The organism is Sphingobacterium nematocida (genome assembly GCF_900168125.1).
In the GTDB taxonomy this organism is placed as follows: domain Bacteria; phylum Bacteroidota; class Bacteroidia; order Sphingobacteriales; family Sphingobacteriaceae; genus Sphingobacterium; species Sphingobacterium nematocida.
Map to the genome: position 1 here is coordinate 15,891 of NZ_FUZF01000030.1, position 16,014 is coordinate 31,904.

14 protein-coding genes are annotated in these 16,014 nt (G+C 41.8%); 7 read left to right on the top strand and 7 right to left on the bottom strand.

The annotated features are described in order from the left end of the window. Positions 1–27 precede the first annotated feature (27 nt). Together B5X76_RS21035 and B5X76_RS21040 are read left to right on the top strand one after the other, a co-directional pair. Positions 28–1,401, top strand: a complete 1,374-nt coding sequence (locus B5X76_RS21035) for a RagB/SusD family nutrient uptake outer membrane protein (protein WP_079645893.1) — start codon at positions 28–30, stop codon at positions 1,399–1,401. A 13-nt stretch (positions 1,402–1,414) separates the two neighbouring features. Then, complete coding sequence (locus B5X76_RS21040) at positions 1,415–3,934, top strand: S9 family peptidase (protein WP_079645894.1); 2,520 nt, start codon at positions 1,415–1,417, stop codon at positions 3,932–3,934. Positions 3,935–3,989: 55 nt separating this feature from the next. On the opposite strand, the gene B5X76_RS21045 is transcribed toward B5X76_RS21040, so the two are convergent. Continuing rightward, complete coding sequence (locus B5X76_RS21045; protein ID WP_079645895.1) at positions 3,990–4,484, bottom strand: helix-turn-helix domain-containing protein; 495 nt, start codon at positions 4,482–4,484, stop codon at positions 3,990–3,992. A gap of 800 nt (positions 4,485–5,284) precedes the next feature. On the opposite strand from B5X76_RS21045, the gene B5X76_RS21050 reads away from it, so the two are divergent. From B5X76_RS21050 to B5X76_RS21060, 3 genes are read left to right on the top strand one after another with little or no spacing between them, the layout of a single operon-like run. After that, positions 5,285–8,722, top strand: a complete 3,438-nt coding sequence (locus tag B5X76_RS21050; RefSeq protein ID WP_079645896.1) for a SusC/RagA family TonB-linked outer membrane protein — start codon at positions 5,285–5,287, stop codon at positions 8,720–8,722. Between the two features lie 10 nt (positions 8,723–8,732). Continuing rightward, complete coding sequence (locus B5X76_RS21055) at positions 8,733–10,094, top strand: RagB/SusD family nutrient uptake outer membrane protein (RefSeq protein ID WP_079645897.1); 1,362 nt, start codon at positions 8,733–8,735, stop codon at positions 10,092–10,094. Positions 10,095–10,116: 22 nt separating this feature from the next. Further along, positions 10,117–11,382, top strand: coding sequence for a TlpA family protein disulfide reductase (locus tag B5X76_RS21060; protein WP_176141158.1), 1,266 nt, complete (start codon positions 10,117–10,119; stop codon positions 11,380–11,382). 69 nt (positions 11,383–11,451) lie between these two features. Here the strand turns inward: B5X76_RS21060 and B5X76_RS21065 are convergent, their stop codons facing one another. The 6 genes from B5X76_RS21065 to B5X76_RS21085 all read right to left on the bottom strand — a co-directional run bounded on the left by B5X76_RS21065 (position 11,452) and on the right by B5X76_RS21085 (position 14,487). After that, positions 11,452–11,691 (bottom strand): hypothetical protein, encoded by a 240-nt coding sequence (locus tag B5X76_RS21065; protein ID WP_021070478.1) that lies wholly within the window; start codon positions 11,689–11,691, stop codon positions 11,452–11,454. 192 nt (positions 11,692–11,883) lie between these two features. Further along, positions 11,884–12,159, bottom strand: coding sequence for a hypothetical protein (locus B5X76_RS21860; RefSeq protein WP_139375436.1), 276 nt, complete (start codon positions 12,157–12,159; stop codon positions 11,884–11,886). 11 nt (positions 12,160–12,170) lie between these two features. Beyond that, the gene (locus B5X76_RS21070; RefSeq protein ID WP_079645899.1) at positions 12,171–12,746 is read right to left on the bottom strand and encodes a cyclic nucleotide-binding domain-containing protein; all 576 of its coding nucleotides are present in this window, start codon (positions 12,744–12,746) and stop codon (positions 12,171–12,173) included. A gap of 28 nt (positions 12,747–12,774) precedes the next feature. After that, positions 12,775–13,710, bottom strand: coding sequence for a hypothetical protein (locus B5X76_RS21075; protein WP_139375437.1), 936 nt, complete (start codon positions 13,708–13,710; stop codon positions 12,775–12,777). Beyond that, positions 13,655–14,245: a hypothetical protein gene (locus B5X76_RS21080; protein WP_079645901.1), complete on the bottom strand. Its 591-nt coding sequence runs from the start codon at positions 14,243–14,245 to the stop codon at positions 13,655–13,657. Before B5X76_RS21080 ends, B5X76_RS21075 begins: the two co-directional genes overlap by 56 nt. Before the next feature lie 11 nt (positions 14,246–14,256). After that, complete coding sequence (locus B5X76_RS21085) at positions 14,257–14,487, bottom strand: hypothetical protein (protein ID WP_139375438.1); 231 nt, start codon at positions 14,485–14,487, stop codon at positions 14,257–14,259. Between the two features lie 127 nt (positions 14,488–14,614). On the opposite strand from B5X76_RS21085, the gene B5X76_RS21090 reads away from it, so the two are divergent. After that, positions 14,615–15,397 carry a LytR/AlgR family response regulator transcription factor gene (locus B5X76_RS21090; protein ID WP_176141159.1) on the top strand — a complete coding sequence of 261 codons (783 nt, stop codon included), beginning with the start codon at positions 14,615–14,617 and terminating at the stop codon, positions 15,395–15,397. Between the two features lie 331 nt (positions 15,398–15,728). Beyond that, positions 15,729–16,014: transposase (locus tag B5X76_RS21100; RefSeq protein ID WP_139375275.1), on the top strand; the 286-nt coding region annotated here is incomplete at its 3' end.

Genomic DNA, 16,014 nt, shown 5'->3' on the forward strand with positions numbered 1-16,014 from the left:
AAGTTTCACCTAGTTAAATTTAGTATCATGAAAAAAAATATATTTTTTTACATAACGTTTATACTCTTTCTTCCCGGGATTTTTGCTGGCTGCACCGATTTCTTGGATGTAGATACCCCTAAAGACCTTATGGATCAGGAAATGGTTTTTAACGACGATGCAACCGCGGTATCGGCAGTAACCAATATTTACACCCTGCTTAGGAACAGTGGTTTTCTAGCAGGAAACAATTCGGGTATAGGGCTGTTGATGGGCTGTTATACGGACGAATTACAGGTTACTTCCCCGGGTATTACGGATCAGACATGGTTTTACCAGCTCAATGTAGTTAGCAGTAACGGGACAGTGAAGAGGCTTTGGGATACAAGCTATCAGCAGCTTTACCAGGTAAATGCGGCTATTGAAGGACTGGAAAAATCACAGCTGCTTACAATCGACATAAAAGAGCAATTATTGGGAGAATGTTATTTTGTACGAGCGCTGCTGCTGTTTTACCTAAACCGCACATTCGGCGAAGTACCTTATGTGATAAAGTCGGATTATGAGATAAATAAAAACATCGCGCGAACGTCCCAGTCTGAAATTGACAGGATGCTTACTGCCGATTTGGAAACTGCTGTAACCTTGCTGAAAGACCAATATCCTTCCTCTTTGCGCACAAGGCCCAACAGATCGGCAGCTTACCTTTTGCTGGCAAGGATCTCCCTATACAGCGGTAATTGGAACAGGGCACTTGAAACTGCGAAATATGTTATGGACAATACAGCCTATTCTTTGGAAAATATTGATAAAGTGTTTTACGCAGATAGCCGCAGTACGGTATGGCACCTGCGTACATTAAACGATGGGGCTTCAACTTTTGAAGTACAGACGTATTTTTTCGAGTCTGTCCCACCCCCGAATGTAGCGCTTGCAGATGGATTTATTGATGTTTTTTCAGAAAACGATCTTAGAAAGTCCGAGTGGATCAGGCAGGTAGAAGGAGCTTCTGGAAATTATGCCCACTCCTATAAGTACAAAAGAAGGTCGGTTGCACAGCCTATGGAGTTTTCAGTTGTTTTAAGGATCGAGGAGGCTTACTTTATCATTGCCGAAGCAAATGTTCGTTTGGGACACTATGAGCAGGCTGCTGAAGCATTGAATGACATCCGTAACAGGGCAGGGCTTACCAAGTTCTTTTCAGATAGTACGGAGCAGTGGCTCGATACATTACTGGAGGAACGAAGAAAAGAATTCTTTACGGAATTCGGACACAGGTTTTATGACCTTAAACGTACTGGCCAGTTGGATAAATTACAGCTGGTCAAACCACAATGGATTTCCAATTTTGAAAAACTACCACTTCCGGAAAGCGAACTGCAGATAAATCCCAACCTGCTGCCCCAAAACACAGGTTATTAAACACTTAGAGCACATGAACAAATTTATTTATATTTTATTGTGGCTGTCTATAGGTAGCTTCAGCACATTTGCACAGCACGTCTATAATGAGGTACAGGAAGTTACCACATTGGATAAGGTTTTTTCTAAAGGTAATTTCACGTCATTCTACAAAGGCCAAAGCGGAAAATTTACGCTTGTAGTAAGGAATTTGAATACCGGAGGTAGCTATGAAATTGAAGATCCGCAACTCAATACCATCGTTTCTGATCAGTTGTTCATAGCCGGTACAATTTCGTCGCGGTATCTAATACTGAATACGGAAACATTAAAGACGGACACGCTTAGTGATGTCCGGTCACTGGAGTTTTTAGAGAAAAGAAAACAGATTTTGTATAGCTGTAAAAAAACAGGTGCGTACTATATTTGGAACTTGAAATCGGGTTCAAAGGAACGGCTTTCAGCCATGGTAAATTACCGTATATCACCTGATGAACAACGGATTATATATCAGGATGCTACAAAAGAAGTTTACAGCTATAATCTGGATACAAAAAAACGTTACAAAGTAGGCATCAGTTCAGAAAATCTTAAAGATATGGTATGGGATGCCAGTTCAGAAAAGGTTTATTTCGTCAGTAGAAATGTAGAAAGTTATCAGGTAAGCAGCTTTGATTCAGAGCGCAACACAATTAGCGAAATCTTAAAATTCGACTTAAAAGGATGTAAGGTAGATCTCGATATTAAAAATCTTCATTTGTACAATAACAGATGGCTTGCGGTGGCTGTTCTTGATGATGACATAAAATTAACGGAAACGGGACCAGAGGTTTGGTTGGGTATCTCTAATGGAATTACCTCACACATTAAGTCTAGAAAACATTTCATGCCACAGATGGTATTGGTTGATCTGAAAGAAAAAAAAGTGCAGAACTTTTTTAGAAAGGGAACAGTGAACAGTTTCGTTATTGGCAGGGAGAGTCCGTTTGTACTGATATACGATCGATTAAAAAAAGAAGATTTTACCAAACATTTCCCTGACGTTGAAATGGAAGTTTACGGCTTGGAAAAAAATGCTGTAAATAGCTCCATACCTGTTATATCGGGAGATCTTGATCGCTTTGTAGGAGCCTATAACAGCAACCGAATCTATTATTTTAAGGATAAAGCCTGGTGGATGCTAGATATGAGACTTAATAAGACAGTTAATATAACAAAGGATCTAGACGGCGTATTTTTCAAAGATTACGATGAATACTGTGAAATCGACTGCGGTCCTGCCGGCCGGTTGATAATCACTGAAGATCCAGATATTGTATATCTGACTGATGTATTTGATATCTGGGAGTATAATGTTAAAAAAGGATCTGCTGTCCGTATTACCTCGGGTAGAGAACAGGGCAGACGGTATTCTTTTGCTGTGTCTAATTTTAATTTTTATAGCCATCCTTGGCAGTATCAAAGAGCTTCTATCCTTCGCTCTGGTAAAAAAAACTTACTGAAATATGTAAACCTTAATGATTTTTCAGAAGGAATATGTATTTTGAATAGTAATAATCGTGTTGTTGAGCAGATAGCTGATGGCTTGGGTAATGTGTCCGAGGTTAGGTTCGACGAAACTGCCATTGTCTATAAGGAAGAAAGCTTCAATTTGCCCCCGAGGATCGTATACCTTAATCCAGAGTCAAAAAAAAGAAATGTACTTTATAACAGTAATCGCGCTGACACCCTAGCAGCACAAAGCAAGGTAGAACTTTACCGCAGTGTTTTAAATAATAACGGAACTGGTGGTGCAGTAATAAGGTATCCGTTAAATTTTGATCCGCAGAAAAAGTATCCTGCCGTGGTATTAGTTTACGAGAAAAAAACGCCATACATAAACAGGTACCAGAACCTCAGTGATCCTACTGGTGCTGGTTTTAACTACAGAAGCTACATCAATGACGGTTATTTTGTGATCGAACCCGACATCCATTACAAAATTGGAAATCCGGGTTATTCCGCTACTGAAAGCGTAAATGCTGTATTGGACGAGGTCATTAAAAAATACCCCATAGATGAAAATCGTCTGGGTCTTACAGGTCACTCCTTTGGTGGTTACGAAACAAACTTTATAATTACACAAACCAACCGCTTTAAAGCTGCTGTGTCAAGTGCCGGAATATCTGACCCTTCAGCATGGTACCTTACAATGAATTGGAATACCATGCGATCGGAGTTCTGGAGGTTTGAAGATCAAAGCTTCAGAATTAAAGACGGACTTTTTCAAAATCCTGATTTATACATTGCCAATTCACCTATATTTAACTCAACTCAAATAAATACGCCACTTTTAATCTGGACGGGTAAAAAAGATTATCATGTCAACTGGAGTCAGAGTGTTTCTATGTTTTTAGCATTGAAACGCCAAAACAAAACAGTAAATCTCCTGCTGTATCCTGATGAAGCACATGTACTTTCAAATTTTGATAATAAGGTGGATGCTGCTGTTAAAGTGAAGCAGTGGTTTGATTTTTATCTCAAAGGAAGGGCTGAACCTGTATGGTTAAACTGATTTTATGTCAGAAATCCGCTAGGAGAGATACCTAGTGGATTTCTTCTTTTTGTCTTTATGAGTTCAAGTATAGATTCGCAAACAATTCTCCTGGCTTTTTACCAATAGCCTTTTCAATTAAGAGCATTTCATACGCTTCCAAAGACCCTTTACGAAAATACAAGTCTTTCAATCTATTTTCATCAATACCCGTTTTAACTGAAATTTCTTCAAGAGAATTAACGGTGGTTTCAAACTGTTCCATAAAAGTTCCAAAGGTATTTCTTTCTTTAGGTTTGTATTTTTGAAGTTTCAAATCTAAATCGGCATATACTATTTTGCTTGCCTTAACACATGAATCTCCAAAGGCAGTGTATATCTTATAAAAAACATCAGCTTTTAATCCTTTTCTTGCTCCCGTCAAGATTTTACTTATTTCACCTTGAGAAATAGTTGATTTTACCGCTAAATCAGCAACAGTCCAGTTAAGTGATTCTAAACGATTATTTATGTAGTTCGCAATCGAATGGTGAGGTTCAATTAGCTTCTGTATTTTTGTATTATTTTTCATTAATTCCTTTTTTGTTAATTTTGTATTATGGAATATTTTATGTATTTTTGTTTATACTCTGGTAAAAACAGAGAGTGACTATTTAAACAGAGTCTTGTTATTGAGAACGGCTAATTCTAATTGACGCAAGACCAAGGGGTAGTCACTACCTCATATTTTTGTATATTTGCAATCTATGGGGTAGCCTCCCTATTGGAAACTTCGTCAAAGCCTCTTAGCCGTGGCCCAATAAAAGTTGAAGATAGGGGGCTCCCCATTTTCATATTATAAAGACTCGTTCACATAAACTTTAATATATGAGAACGATTAGATTAACCCCAATTACCAACTGTCCATGTGCGATCCACGATCGTGGGCATTGGCTTTCCATTCATCATCATTATAAGAACGTACCATGCTCACCAGAGTGAGCGACGTAAAATACACAGATAGAAAAAAGGGCTAGTACTTAACCTAAAAAGGTCAAAGCCAATACATGCTTAATCCTGTCTGTAACCGGCCATACCAAATGAGATGATCTTCATCGGGTTTAATGATTCGGTTTGTTATTTTACTGTTAGCACCTTAAAATTAGCAATCTTTTTCAATGCCTACAAGTTGATTTTCGATAAATGGTCGGTTTTTATTCTTAATACCGAGAATGAATGATTAAAAACCAATTATTACCTGTAGATCCGCAGATAGTTCATTCGGGAATACAATTTTATTAATCAGCAATGGTTTTCGCTATTGCATAGTATTCTTAAAAACCCGCTTTGCGGCTCTTTAAGGCCATTGTAAAACAAATAATTCCTTAAAAAATGAAGAATTTTAATAGGGGTGGGAGAGATATGGCCGATGGCCAGAGCAGCGTCCGACTACTGGCGGATGAACGAGTTAACATGTTAACCAGTTATCAAGACCTTTCAAGTCACCCAAAAGAAACAAATAATAGATTGCGAGATAGATTGCTTCGTTTCACTCGCAAAGACGATAGAGTTGGACGAAATGTAAGTAATCTTATAATAATATTCTGTGTGTTGTTTAGTTGGTCATTGGTTTCTCCTGCTTTCGGGCAGGAGGCCAAAGACCTAACTCAAATCGTGCTTCGTGGTGAGGTACGCTCGGCTGCCGATGGGCTGGCTATCGAAGGGGCTTCGGTCTCCGTGGATAAGAAACATGCGCGCACGGATAAGCAGGGAAGGTTTACCATCAGCTTAGAAAAACCTACAGGAGTATTACTAATAAAACACATTGGATACAAGGAGCAACGGGTTGCCTATGAGAATACGTATACAGTATTGAATATCGCCCTACAGACTGGTGAAAAACAGATTGAAGAGGTCGAGGTGGTATCTACCGGATACCAGAAGATACCGAAGGAAAGAGCTACGGGGAGCTTTGAGTTTATAGACTCGGCATTATTTAACAGGAAGGTGTCTACGGATTTTCTGAGTAGGCTTGAGGATGTAGTACCGGGAATGTCTTTTAATAAATCCAATCCTAATAGCAGGGGTGATCTGTTAAGCGCAAATATACGAGGTCTCAGTACGTTATCTTCCGAACGATGGCCCTTGGTCGTGATCGATGGGGTCCCCTATGAAAGCAAGCTGAATGACTATGGCTACGCGACATTTAATAATATCAATCCCAACGATATCGAAAATATCAGTATTCTCAAAGATGCTGCCGCTGCTTCCATTTGGGGCGCCCGGGCAGGAAACGGCGTAATAGTCATTACGACAAAGCGAGCCAGGTTCAATGAAAAAGCGAATGTCAGTGTCAACACCAATCTCAGTGTAAAAGACAAGCCAGACTTGTATTATTTGCCAAGTATGCGCACCACGGATTACATCGACATCATGCGTGAACTGTTCAATAAAGGTAGATTTGATACAGATCTAAAGGAATGGATCAGTAATCCCGAGCCCATAATCAAACTGATGGACCAGCAGAGAAAGAGTCTAATGACAGAAGATCAACTAGATACTGAACTGGATAAGCTTCGTAGCATAGATATGCGGGATGATTTTTTGAAGTATATCTATCGTAATCCGGTCAATCAGCAATACCATGTACGCCTAAATGCGGGCGGTGCAAATGTGAATACCTCTTTCGCGCTAGGTTATGATAAAAATTTAGGTGAGCTAGTCACGGAAAGGTACAATCGTTGGAATCTCCAATCCAATACACAGATTAAAGCGACCAAAAGCCTATCGTTTCAGCTGGGGTTGACATACACCGAATCCGATAGAGTGCAGAGCTTGCAGTCGTCTGCTTACAATGGTCTGGCAAAGGGGGTATCTAATTGGCCTTACATGAAGCTTGCTGACGACAAGGGCAATCCACTTGTTGTGGACATCGTCGCTTTCAGTCAGGATTTTCGCGATACTGTAGCTGGTGGTCGTTTATTATCCTATGATTACATCCCTTTAGAAGATATTTATCAGACTAGACAGACACAACGTAACCGGGATATGATGGCAAATATTTCTGCATCATATAGATTCCCTTTTGGTCTGACTATTACAGGACTCTATGCTTATCAACGCAACTTTAACCCAACGGAAGATTGGTATGGGCTTAGTAGTTTTGTGCAACGTCGCAGATTGAATGAATTTGCCAGCTGGGATGCCAAGCAGGTGTATTGGAACCTGCCTTTAGGAGATTATTATGGCGAGCGGCTTTGGAATAGCACCATGCATCAGGGGCGCATTACATCGGAGCTACAGCGAAGTTGGCAGCATCATGACCTAAGTCTATTTGCAGGTTTCGACATTCGCAGCTTAGACAAGGACTATCGTATCGTACAGTACAATGGTTTTGATCCGGAGACAGGTTCATTTCAATCTATGGCCCATGGCAAAGTAGTGCCGGTATTAAATGGTTTATTCGGTACAGATAAGCTTCCGGATAACAATTTTTATCAGGCGTTGAGTAATAGGTTTATTTCGTATTATGCCAACGGAGCATATACGTATAAGGACCGGTATATCTTAAGTGCTTCTGCCCGCAAGGATGCTTCCAATTTATTCGGGGTCAAGACCAACGATAAAGGCCAGCCTTTCTGGTCGGTGGGAGGAGCCTGGGTATTATCCCGAGAGCCTTTTATGGGGAATGAGATCTTTTCATTATTAAAATTACGTGCTACCTATGGATACAATGGTAATGTAAATTCCGAAGTATCCTCCTTTCCGATCATTTCTATTTCTGCACGACCGCAGACAATCACTGGCGAGAATTATGCGGAGATGAGTACGCCTCCGAACCCCAAGTTACGGTGGGAAAGGGTAGGTAACCTTAATTTCGGTCTTGATTTTGTAATCAAAAATAATATTCTAAGCGGTTCTATCGAATACTATCAAAAAAAGCCCAAGGATCTGATTGCTGCTGGTCAGGTCGATCCGACTTCAGGTTTTCTTTCGATGCGTGTCAATACCGCCAATCTGGATACCCGGGGATGGGAGATTTCTTTGAACGGTAAGCCGTTGTCCACGAAGCATTGGGAATGGAATTCTAATCTGGTTTTTGCTTACGCGCAGACAATGGTCACTAAGGCATTTCTAGCCTCGGATATCGCACGTATCAATGTCGGAAAGCCCCTGTCTGTGCAGACTACGCCTATAGAAGGTATGAACTTATACAGTTTGCTTACCTATAAATGGGCTGGGTTGGATCCGGAAGATGGCATGCCCCGTGGCTACCTGAATGGTGAGGTTTCTAGAAATTATTCGGCAATAACGGGATCGAAGACAGAAACTCTGGAAAATAATGGTTCACAGATACCGGTATATTTTGGTTCTTGGCGCAATTCTTTTCGCTACAAGACCATAGAGCTGTCCTGTAACATCTCCTACCAGTTGGGACACAAATTTATCAGAACATCTTTTGTGAATTCAGAGTTTCTGGATCAAAGGTTCGGCCATACGGACTATCAGACACGTTGGCAAAAACCTGGCGATGAGTTATGGACCGATGTGCAGGCATTTACATATCCTAATAATAATACAGCAAGTGATTTCGGGAGAAGTATATCATCAAGGGTAGAGAATGCCGGCCAGATCAAGCTTCGTGATATACAGCTAAGTGTGCAGCTTCCCCGATTAGCGTATTACGGTTTTAAAAATTTACGCCTCTACGCGTACCTGCAGAATCTCGGTACCCTGTGGCGCGCCAATAAAAGAGGAATCGACCCTGAATATGGAAAAATGTATCCCGATCCGATGATGACGTCTTTCGGCCTTAATTTTAACCTTTAACTACTGCGTGATGAAAATCAATAACATAATAGTAATGCTCTGCTTATCGTTGATGACAGTTGCATGCACAGATTTTTTAGATAAAAAGCCCAATATCAAATTGGTTATACCCAGAACATTACACGATGCCGATCTTCTGCTCAATGATTACGGAACACTTAATAGCAATTACCCCACTTTTGGCGAGATCGGTACAGACGACTATTACCTAACCAAGCAACGTTGGGATGCCATCAGCAACTATGATCAGCGTATGGCCTATACATGGTCGGATGAATCCTACATCGATGCCATGCAATGGCAACGCCCCTATAAAGTGGTGTATATCGCAAATCAGGTGATTACCATTTTAAGTAAACTACCCCAACAGGGTAATCAGGAAGTTGATTATCGGCGGGCTTGGGGCGCAGCTCATTTTTATAGAGCTTTTGCTTTTCATCAGCTTACTGAGCTTTACTGTCCCGCTTACCAGAAAACTACGGCCACAAAGGAACTGGGCATTCCACTACGTTTAGATCCGGGAGTTGATGAAAAATCACATCGCGCTACGTTGGAGCAAACCTTTGCACAGATTATTGGCGATTATAAAACAGCCGTACGGTTTTTGCCGCTCATCGAGGGTGTAAAAAGTAGGCCTCACAAAGCTTCTGCTTATGCAGCATTGGCAAGGGTATATCTGTATATGGGGGATTTTGAACAGGCCTACAGTTATGCCGATTCCTGCATACAGTTAAAACCTGATTTGTTGGACTTTAACAAGCTGAATGTAAACAGTAATAATCCTATGACGCGTTTTAATGTTGAGGTACTGTTTCCGGCTTTGGCAACTGGTGCTACACCTATGGCTGCGACAACAGCGCTTATAGATACTTTATTATATGCATCCTATTCAGATGGTGATCTGCGCAAAAGAGCATTCTTCAAGCCGAATAGCAATCCCGCAAATTCCCATTACTACAAGGGTAGCTACGATCAGAGCAATACCTTATTTTTCGGGATTACGACCAGTGAGGTATACCTGATCAAGGCCGAAACCGCCAGTCGCTTAGGTAAATTAGCTGAAGCACGAGACGCTATTAATACGCTTCTCAAATCCAGATGGGATAAAAACTCACCGTACGTGTCCATATCAGAATCTGATGGTAACAAGCTGCTACAGCTTATACTGGATGAAAGGCGTAAAGAATTGGTGTTTCGTGGTAGACGTTGGTCTGATCTTAAGAGACTTAATCTGGAACCTCGTTTTCAGACTACGCTCAGACGTGTAGTAGGAGATAAGTCGTACGCATTACCGCCCAATGATCTTAGGTATGCTTACCGGATATCCGAAACCGTATTGGAGCTGAGTGGAATCCAACAGAATGAACGTTAAACAAACTTTAGAAAATAAAGAAATGATGATAAAAAAAATTAAAATAGGTATTGTCCTAATTTATATAATGAGCTGTATGTCTTTGGTGGCACAGCAGTCAAAAGTAGTAGACCTTTCGCAGCGACTTAAAGTAGGTGATATGTTTAATCCTCCCACCAAAGTGCAGTTGATTCGCAGTACAGAAGGCAAAATCGATTGGAAAGCTCTCGAAGATAAAGTGGTACTCTTGGACTTATTTGAAACTACCTGCGGTACCTGTATACAGATCATGCCACACCTGCAGGAACTGCAAAAGAAGCACATTGATATTTTTAAAGTGTTTGTCGTTACGCCGCAAGACAAGCAAACAATGATTGACTTTTTTAAGAAAAACAAATACCTGAAAGAGCATAAAGTCAACCTGCCTGTTATTTATGGAGACAATTATCTAAGAAATCTATTTCCTTACAAAAGCATCCCTCAAGCAATACTATTGTATAAAGGTAAGGTGCAGGCTATTACTTCCTCGGGTTTTATCAATAGTGAAAATATCCAGCAGCTACACAAAGAGGGTAAAATAGCACTCCCTTTAAAGGATGATTTTGGTAAAGCAAGTTTAATAAATGATCAAAACATCGATAATGGCGGGATAAAAGCAGGGGTTATCTTCTCGGGGTATCAAAACGGAGTGGATTACCAGCCTTGGCGGTTTGAGTTGGATAGCCTAACAGGTTTACACAAGAGTTCGCTTTATAATGCCAGTATGTATGGGGCACTTTTAAGCTTGGCATCTCAAGCTAAAATTAAAGAAAGTTATGTTCCAAGATTTGACCGTGTGATCTGGAACGTGAAGGACTCCACTAAGTATGAGAATTTTTCGGAACAACCTAGTGACGTGTGGTTAGTTGATCATGCTGTATCTTATGAGCGGTATGATATGCGCACACGTACGGACTCTATACAGGCACGTATTATCATGGATGACTTTGTAAATCTGTATGGAGTGAGAGCGTATGAAAGTACCAAGAGAATGCCCTGTTTGGTTTTAAAGAGATGCCCTGTCGTAGACTATGATGGAAAAGATGTAGGGCGTAAGATGACTTATGTGGGCACGGCAGTATTAGCCGGATTTTTAGATTACACAACTTTATTTCCACCTGTGGTAGATGAAGCTAAGGTAGAAACTCGGATACAGATAGGGGCATATGCCACATTGGAAGATCTTAATCAGCAGTTGGCTGCTTATGGTGTCAAAGGGCAGGTCGAGCAGCGGGAGATTAAAGTTCTGGTGATAGAAGAGGTCGATTAATAACAAAACAGAAAGGGTATGGCTCATCACCATACCCTTTATTTACATTGCGGCTTCATTGCCGCCCGCTTAACGTGGTTTTAAAAACACGTTAGTGGTATTCGACTGATTCTGTAATGCCTGGACCATTTCCAGTAATATTGCATTATCAAGAACGGGTTCATTGCCGCCGCCGTCATCATCGGCCTGAATCGCACAAAGCTGTTGCCTTGGTGCAGAACAATCAGATGGTGCCGATGATCCGTACTTGGTATAGTCGGCAGGATCTGCGGGATTTGAACCTGTATAGTGAAACCATTGTAGTGCCATAATATTGAAATTACGTTACTTAGATTTATGAATTACTCCTTATCCACTGCGTATTAAATTAAGATCTTACAGTCATCACTTATCATATTGCGTCCAATTTTTTGATAAGCTTTGGACCCTTTCTTTGCCTCTCCCGAGGGCTTTTTTCTAAAGACGACGTCAGGACTCCTTATTGGTCATCTCGTTAATTTCTTACCGCCTCACGGGGAATACCGCGAATCTACGCCGTATCCGTTTGAATAGCGGCCGGTACCAATAGCTTCGATCTCTGCCACCTAGGCACAGCATAGGGTAGGTCTGCCCCCATGAGGGATGGCCCATAGCTGCGGAGGCTATCCGCAAGGCACTGTGTCTACCTGCTTCTGCGATACCCGATGGATGATATATTACTACTGCTGTCATGCTTTCGAATTCATCTATTTTGTTTATGCTAATTTCTGAAAGACTTTCTTCCTGCGCATATATCATTGATATATAGTTTATCGGCGCATGTGATAGTTTAACGCCTTATAATACTCCCGAAAGTTGCTGATGTCCAGGTAAGACATGCGTTGAAGTACGGTCAGGTGTGCATAAATCCCCGGGCGTAGCACAAAGAGTGCGTGCAGGCGGTGTAGGGAGGACATACGTAGGATATGTAGCTGTTCTTGCAGGCGGAGCTGCCGATGCTGTTGTAGGACCTGATAGATATCTTTCAGCTCCGGGAATATTGTTAAAGCTTCCTGTAGTGCTATAATGGATATTTCATAGAGTGTCGTAGATTGCAAAAACTGGATAGCCAGCGGTTCGCTACTGCTGGAATAGGGGTGCTTGCTGCCCGTAAAGTATCCATGTGTCGGACATAGGCGCTCGATGTATTCGTTGCTTCCGTTCTTGCAACCTATTTTGGCGACCAGTCCCTCCAATACAAAGCACCATTTGGCGATGCTTTGCTCTCCGTGCTTATACCATTCATTTTTAGCATAGGTTTTTATCTCGCCATGCGCTTGGATAAAGCTCCGTGCTTCGGGGCTGAGCTGGCGATAGTGACTAAAAAAATGGATTAACCTTTCCATAATCCTTTGATTAATTTATGCATGAATTTTACCTCCTTTCCTTGTATTGGATGGATGCGGGCCTGACGGTACCTGCGGCGTCGGTGTCGGCATATCCAAGGGATGAGTTATGAATTGGGATACTAGTCTGTCTTCGGTAAGGGTAGTACCAGGCGCATAGGTTGTACCAGATCATCAGCGCCGAAAAATGATATAGCCCGATAGTCAGGGCTATACTCAGATGCATAGCTATGGCTGCTATGTAAATAATACGGCGGTACATGGTACCGATCCATGCCAGTACATAACCTAGCTCCAGCAATACGATGCCTATCCCCATCATGCCCCAGCATATAGTCCAGTTTCCCCAACTTAAGGGAATATCAATCAGGTTTCCGGGGAATGGCTGTTGCACCGCTTTCCAGATAGCTTCTCCATTCCACCAGGTTGGTCCCATAGCCTTGCCGAGACCTCCGAAAAAGTAGACCAGAACAAGTTGTGCCTGCCAGGCGTAAACACCTTTTCGCTGCCATGTCAGCTGGCTCTCCGATTGAGCGGTATAACTAAAAAAAATACTGAATAGCAACCCGGTTTGTGCCAGATAATCGGCTCCGTAGGTCCACCGCAGGTCCACCATAAAAAGACCGTGCTGTATCAATAATAATAGGATACTGGAATAGCGTATCCATTTGCCAAAAACCAAGAAAAGACAACATAAACTGTAGGCTGTAGCGGTGAGATGTATCCATATGGGGTGTGCCTTGCGGAATATTTCTTCCCAGCTCCAGCCACTGATGCTATGCCAGAAGGGAAGTAATTCGGCGTCATAAACGCTTGCGGGCCCGTAGAGCAGTGTCAGATCGGGCCAGAGCTGTAGCATTTCGATCCATAGTAGCAGACCGATACCGCGTGGCAGCAGCAAGAGGCCGTCACAAAAAGTGTTCGCTATGGCATAGGGTGCGTTTCTGTTGGTTTGGCTGTTCATAAATAGGTACAATGAGTTTGTTGGTTTGTTTTTTTGAGCGGATTTCGCGCAAACTTGGTATACGTATACTATAAATAAGGAGATGGATTTTGTTGTTAGGATATTGACGTTGTACATATTTGTACAGACTGTGCGCAGTAGCGCGGGCTAATAATGGCGTCTTGCTCTGATCGCCTGCATGACGCCAGCCTTCCAAAGCCTCTAGCAAAGTACAGTACCGGATTTTACTGGCCGTAGAGTGTATTCCCGGATACAAAAGGGTAAGTACGGTATCTGCTCGCAGGTCTCGAACTTCGAATCGGCTCGAATAGATACTACCTACTTGTGGACTATAAAAACCATAGCAGCCGTGTATACCGGCCAGTTGTGCATAGTGGCAGAGGAATGGCTGATTATGTAATCGCTGTACGGAATGGAGAATTGGATCCATAGCCGATTTTACACCAGTAGATGGTAGCTGCATATTACCTATATTATGCAGGAATACCAATCCAAGGTGTAGTCCGAAAGCTATAGATCCAATACGTTGTAGCATCTTACTTCCGTTTAGTTCTGCTGTGTCAGATAGTGTTCTAATGCTTGCTGATCACTGAGCTTGGTTGGCTTTTTAGGAGCGAAAATCTTAGTGCCCAACAGATCAAAGTCTATTGTATTTGCCGATTCCACTTCGTCGAGAGCCTCGGGCGTCACGGTAGTAGGAAGATAGTTGTAAAGGCTGATGGCGATAGCCATGCAGCTACAGATAATGAGTTTTTGTGTGGCTTTATTGTTCATCATATTTAAAAAATTATTGTCTTAAAAATCTGAATTACAGATAATATTTAGGTCGCGAATGGACTTTTTGGGGTGTTTAATGGTTTTTTTGTATATTCACCTATCAACCAATAAAAATTTTAAGCTAAAAATGAATGTATATACTGCACTAATTATTGATGATGAGAAGCACGTGAGACTGGATGTAGGAGATGCATTGGATACCTCACAACTATTTACCATAATGGGTGCTTATGGTACTATTGAGGCTGCGCTTGAATTCCTGAGAGAAGAAAGCAAAGTCTTAGATTTTATCTTTTGCGATATACAATTTGATAAAGGGATGTCGGGAATAGAGGGGGCAGAAGAGCTACGGAAGTATTGTAGGTTTTTTGTTTTCTTTACGGGGCATTTTCAAGATTACTTACTTGAAAATGCACTTTTGAAGCCTGATGGATTTTTGTCGAAGCCTGTACAGTTGGAAGATATTCAGGAGCTTATGGCGCATTTGGGCTTACGCCAATCTTTGGAGCCGATAGAGCGGATAATTTATGCGATGGAGCCGTCCAAGAAAGAGACGGATGTCGATAGTGGGACGCAAAAAGCGAAACGACGGGTGAGGCCTCGTATACCGATCCTGCTTAAGGATGTGGTCAAGGTAGAGCGTGAGGGGAAATTCCTCCACATATATGGGGCTGGTGCTCAGGGAACGCTCGTTTTGCTAGGACAGTTGCGTATGGCACTTAAGGATTTTTATGTACAGTTTCAAAAGTTGGATATCTTCATTCCGCCAAATTCTTCGGTATTGATCAATGTCGCATTCACTACATCCATAAGCATCCATGCCATTGTTTATTATCACGGTAGGCAGGTATTGGTGACCGATGGCTATCGCCGCAAGATTAGAGACTATCAGGAAAGGAATAGGGTGTAGTATGCCTTACCAAGCCGTCGGGAAAAGAGGGTTACGTATAGCCTTAGGTGTATGTTTGTTTCTCGTGCATGCTTACGTTATAAAAATAGCGAACTATGCCTTTTCGGGTTGGGTAGATTTCCTGTTTATGTTGCTCACTTTAGGCACTATATTCCTCTTGGCTATTTATTGGATCTTGCCTAAGGCAATGGCGGGGAAAAGGTACCCGCTGGTTTACATTATTTTGGGTTTTATGCTTGCCGATCTGCTGGTATTTGTCCTGTCTATAGGGATTTGGAGTTGCTACCTTTAATGCGAGACAGATTTAATAAGTAATTATAAATTTGTAGAGATGCATAGAAAATTTGATGATTCATTTAAGATAATGGCGGTCGATTTGAGCGTTGTTAAAGGTTCAGTAGCAGAAGTTGCAGGCGAATTGGATATTGATCCCAGTTTACTTAGTAAATGGCGCAGGAACCCACGTTACAATGGTAATAAGGTTCTCCCGGACAATCCTAAGATAAGCCCCGAGGAACAGGAACTGAGGGTTTTGCGTAAGCGACTTAAAGATGCGGAGTTAGAGCGTGATATTCTAAAAAAGGCCATAGCCATCTTCTCCAAGGGAGACGGTCCAT